Source organism: Carboxylicivirga caseinilyticus (genome assembly GCF_050589785.1).
In the GTDB taxonomy this organism is placed as follows: domain Bacteria; phylum Bacteroidota; class Bacteroidia; order Bacteroidales; family Marinilabiliaceae; genus Carboxylicivirga; species Carboxylicivirga caseinilyticus.
This window is the reverse complement of sequence record NZ_JBNGOX010000080.1, coordinates 1-4,625: the sequence shown is the minus strand read 5'-3', so window position 1 is coordinate 4,625 and position 4,625 is coordinate 1. Positions and strand designations below refer to the sequence as shown.

The following is a 4,625-nucleotide window of genomic DNA, read 5'->3' as shown; positions in this document are numbered from 1 at the left end:
CAGTAAAAAGTTAGTCCCCAAGGGTACCCTTGGGGACTAACAAGAATGTTATTATTTTAGTCCAATAATTTGTAACGGTTATTTAGGACTAGTCACATCAATATAATTATGATACCTGATTCCCTCCTAAACAAGAAAACTCTTTGCCATTTCAAATTTACTTAATTAGTATAAATACAACAGCTTAACCATTTCACTACATAAATGCTTAAATTTACAAGCTATAGTTTACTCAACATTCTATAAGCTTCAAACTAGTTATAACTTTCCTGTAGTTTAGTTTTCTTACAATCAGCTATTCTGAGATATTCTTCAACATACTTCCGAATCTCTTTCGTACCTTATTCGATAATCCTTCGATCACCCTTCGACCCTATAGGAACGGTCATAAATCGAAGAAGTACCGAAGAAGTGTCGAATATAGTCCATATTAAAAAGCTCTCAACTTACAGCCTATAGGTGTTGGTAGCAAGACCGGTCAAAACAACCAAGTCACTCAATTGACTCCAGAATTATTACAATGGCCTTTTATTTAAACCTCTCCTCAATTCATATTTATAACAATTCAACAACTTAACACCTCATCAATTATACTTTAATATTCACCCGGACTTCGGACTTATTACCTCGGACTAATTTCAAACTTCAACTCCATACAATTAATAATTAACCACTGACAATTATCCATTAATCATTCCCCACTCTTACGGTAATATTACTGTTATATTATTCAAAAAGATTCCATTATACCTTGCTTCTGTCTTTTGGCCATAGACGATTTAAAAATGTTTAAAGGCAGCAGGTCGACAGGTTGCTGTAATGCTAAAAAGTTCAATAATGGAAACACTTAAATTATTTGTGTTAGCTGTTGCGGGTACTCTGGGTTTCATGGAGCTAACCGATTATTCTGTTTCAGAACTGGTTCCTAAAGAATCCTGGGAACCTTTGATTAAGTCGATCCTCAGCCTGACAGCTGGTATTCTAACTGCATTGATTAGTCGTTTATTCAGACGAAAAATCACTAATAAGCAAAACAAAAGTTCACAAACTAAAAACAATAATCATGGGAAAATATGATAAAGGCATCTTGGGAGCCATTTCCGGTAAGGTAGGTACTGTAGTGGGAAGTCGATGGAAAGGTATACGCTATTTACGATCATTAGCAGGACCCAAGAAAGGAGTCCCCAGCATTGCTCAGTTAAAACAACAGGCACGCTTTGCTTTGGGAGTACAGTTTCTTCAGCCAATTCATCCAATCATTAAAATTGGCTACCGGACACAGATCAGAAAACAGAGTCCATACAATGCGGCCCTTTCTGATTTATTAACCAGTGTTATTGAAGGTGATTATCCAGAATACCAGATAAATTTCGAAAGATTCAGGATGTCGAAAGGAACAATGGAACCACCATTCAATCCTGAAGTGCACCTGGAAAGCAATCAACTTACTTTCTCATGGAATAATAATAGTGAAACAGGTGATGCTGCAGCAGGTGATCAGGCACTTCTTCTTGTCCTGGCTGAGAATATGTGGCCTGTTTTTGACATTCATTCTTTTAAAAGAGAAAATGCATCAGGAACAATAAATCTGAGTGATTTAAGTTCTGGTCAACAGTTATATTGTTTTATGGCCTTTGCCGGAACAGGTGACAACAAAAGTGTTAGTAACAGTGCTTTAGTTGGAGTAATTACTGTTCCTTAAAATCTCTACCCCTTCGTTTCCGCACGGAGGGGTACTTTTCTAACGATTCCTTTTGCAACTCTAATAAAATTAACAATACAAACTTTATTTTATCAACGATCTTGTTTATAAAGCGATTATCCTGAGAAGATAAAAGTTTAAAATCCGTAAATATTTTTCATCCACGAATTACACTAATTTTACGAATTATAATTTTTAAAAGTATATAAGTGATAGACCTGTGTATCATCATTTACCGATTATCCATTAACATACCAGGATGCGGATTCAGGAAAATGCGTTAAGAAAATCAAAGGTGGTGCGTTAAAAAAGAAATGTTATTTAGCGAAGCCTGAAAGGCTCACTTTAATAGCCGTGGGTTTCGACCCACGGTATATTAAAGCCGTAAATCCGTCGCACGCAGAAAGCTGTTTTGTCGGTAGAACTTATTGCGACGGGATGGAATCTCATTTATCTCCATTCTATATGTCATTAGCTACAAATGTATCAAATAGAATTTGCTCGCTTAATCAATCAACCTGTAATTATTTTTAAACCACAATTTGCAAAGATTACACTAATTAAATTTGAACATTGTCGTTTAGTGCCATGGGCTAGATAGTATTATTTACATATAATCCATAAAATCAAATACATGTACCTTCAGATAAAATGCAACACAGTTTATATTCATATCCTGATGATCGATTAATCAGCTTAAAGTAAGGCCCTCTTTAACTATATATAAATCAATTGACACCTCAGATTAACTTAATATTTGACATTTTCAATTAATTATTCTAATTTAACTAAAGCCAAACGTTAATCAAATGTACTTTCATTTGAGCATAATCACACAAGAGATTCTAATCCGAAAGAATTTAAACTGGGATGAAAGTGTAATTCCTCAAGAACTTCCTCCTATAAAAGATGATCTTTGTTTAATTGAATTATTTGGTATTCTTTTCAACCATTATTTTTCCCAAATGAATGGAGATAAATGTACATGCTCCAAATTAAAAAATCATATTGATAAAATTTATCAATTTAAGAAAGTACTTAATTCGGCTTGGATTGATTTATCTCAAGTAGCACAAAAATCCAGACAATGGTATATGCATGACATCCTGTTCTTTATTGGATTATGTGCTCACCTGCAAGAATCACTGCAACTTAGCATGAACTTTTGTGATCTATCAGAATTACCTTCTGAACACGGATGCTCCGTTTATTCATCCGAAATCTCAATGAATACCCTACTGAAAAACCAGGAATACTTTAATCAATTTCCGTTTCTGAAAATTGCATTAACAATACCGTCCAGGCTTTTCGAATTAAGTGAATCAATAAAGACAAATAACAGGAAAAATAGATTTATCCTAACTGACTCAGTTAACCGATTAATAAAAATGAGCTCATTTTCAATGGCACACGAACGTTACTACATTCATGTTTTATCTAAACTACAACTGACAAAGTTTAATACAAACAATAAAGCAAGTCAGGATCGCCAGATTTTGTCCGTAACAATATCATTGATAATGCAAAGTGTTGAAGAAACAAGAGAAATTATTGAAATGTATTTACACAGCCTTCATAATTTATACAGTCAGGCAGAATATCTATCTGAATACCTCTATTGGAAGTTATATCATAATTATATTAAAACATTTAGCTTACCGGATCCCTCATTCAAAAAACAAGTGCTTATCAGAATTAAATTCATCCTGAATAAAATAAAGGAATGCATTAATCAGCCATCAGCAACTTCAGAGCCATTATTTCAATGGCAAGGAAGTCCTCAGGAGTTCGTAAACCACTTTTATAATCTGATTGCTGATAAAAAAATTTCTTTAGGAGGTAATTATGATATTGAACCTTTTGCAAGACAATTACACAAAACCATATCCATTAAAAAAGACAAAGGTTCAGGATATTTAAGTTGCGGATCACTTCTCACCTATTTTAAACAGTTGCATGCGGATATAAAGTGATAAAGGAAATTTGGATATTTAAATTATAACCAATAATTAGTAAATACTCTTGGATTCCTATATTATTTATTCGACTCACTATCAATATAAATTGGTTTAAAAGCATCTATATCAGCTAATATTTTCGACCACAAATTGCACTGATTTCACGAATTAAATTTCAATGGCGTTCATAAACGATGATTGTTCCATACGCTTCTTTACCATTCTGTCCTTAAACTTACCGGGATGTGCCTTCAGGAAAATGCGTTAGGAAAACCAAAGAACTAAGCGTTAAAAAAGAAATGTTGTTTATCGAAGCCAGAAAGGTTGACTGTAATAGCCGTGGGTTTCAACCCATGGTATAGTAAAGCCATAAAACCGTCGCACACAGAAAGCTGTTTTGCCGATTAACCATATTGCGACGGGATGGAATCCTATTTATCTCAATTTTATATGTCATTAGATACAAAATGAAGCAAATAGTATTGGCTCACTTAATCAATAAATCTGTTAATATTTTTAAACCACAAATTACACAGATTACACTAATTAAATGTTAATCGTTTGCATAAGTACTAAAAGCTGATTAAAGAAGCCTGAAAGGCTGACTGTAACAGCCGTGGGTTTGACCCCACGGTATATAGTAAAGCTATAAACCCGTCGCAAGCAGAAAGCTGTTTTGTCGGTAGAACTTATTGCGACGGAAAGGAATCCTATTTTCTATCCCTTTTTTTTGTCATCAGCTACAGCGAGAATCAAAGATCCTGAAGCTTCAGTAATTTGACACCTTGAAAACCTGCTAAATTTTCGCTACATGAGAAATTCCATTAAATGTTTACAGAAATTTTTATTGCAAGGTAAAATTTCTTCAATAAAAAAGAGGGTGTCCAAAAAGTGATTCTGCAAATAAGGAATCTTTCAAATTGTAACTTTACTTTCATTATACCCCACCAAACCTCCCCTAAAAG

The 4,625-nt window shown here is 33.9% G+C and carries 3 protein-coding genes; all 3 read left to right on the top strand.

The window, feature by feature from the left end; translation table 11 throughout:
• Nucleotides 1-837 precede the first annotated feature (837 nt).
• The 3 genes from ACRD62_RS22175 (at nucleotide 838) to ACRD62_RS22165 (ending at nucleotide 3,675) form a co-directional block, all read left to right on the top strand.
• Nucleotides 838-1,077, top strand: a complete 240-nt coding sequence (locus ACRD62_RS22175; protein WP_430822272.1) for a hypothetical protein — start codon at nucleotides 838-840, stop codon at nucleotides 1,075-1,077.
• The gene (locus ACRD62_RS22170) at nucleotides 1,064-1,702 is read left to right on the top strand and encodes a DUF6266 family protein (protein ID WP_430822271.1); all 639 of its coding nucleotides are present in this window, start codon (nucleotides 1,064-1,066) and stop codon (nucleotides 1,700-1,702) included. The genes ACRD62_RS22175 and ACRD62_RS22170 overlap by 14 nt, the downstream gene beginning before the upstream one ends.
• An 809-nt stretch (nucleotides 1,703-2,511) precedes the next feature.
• Entirely contained in the window at nucleotides 2,512-3,675 is a 1,164-nt protein-coding gene (locus ACRD62_RS22165) for a hypothetical protein (RefSeq protein ID WP_430822270.1), read from the top strand.
• The last annotated feature ends 950 nt before the right edge of the window (nucleotides 3,676-4,625 follow it).

Bases quoted from the DNA above. Each gene is read 5' to 3' on its own strand.
- ACRD62_RS22170 (WP_430822271.1), top strand. From the start codon at position 1,064: ATGGGAAAATATGATAAAGGCATCTTGGGAGCCATTTCCGGTAAGGTA.
- ACRD62_RS22175 (WP_430822272.1), top strand. From the start codon at position 838: ATGGAAACACTTAAATTATTTGTGTTAGCTGTTGCGGGTACTCTGGGT.
- ACRD62_RS22165 (WP_430822270.1), top strand. From the start codon at position 2,512: ATGTACTTTCATTTGAGCATAATCACACAAGAGATTCTAATCCGAAAG.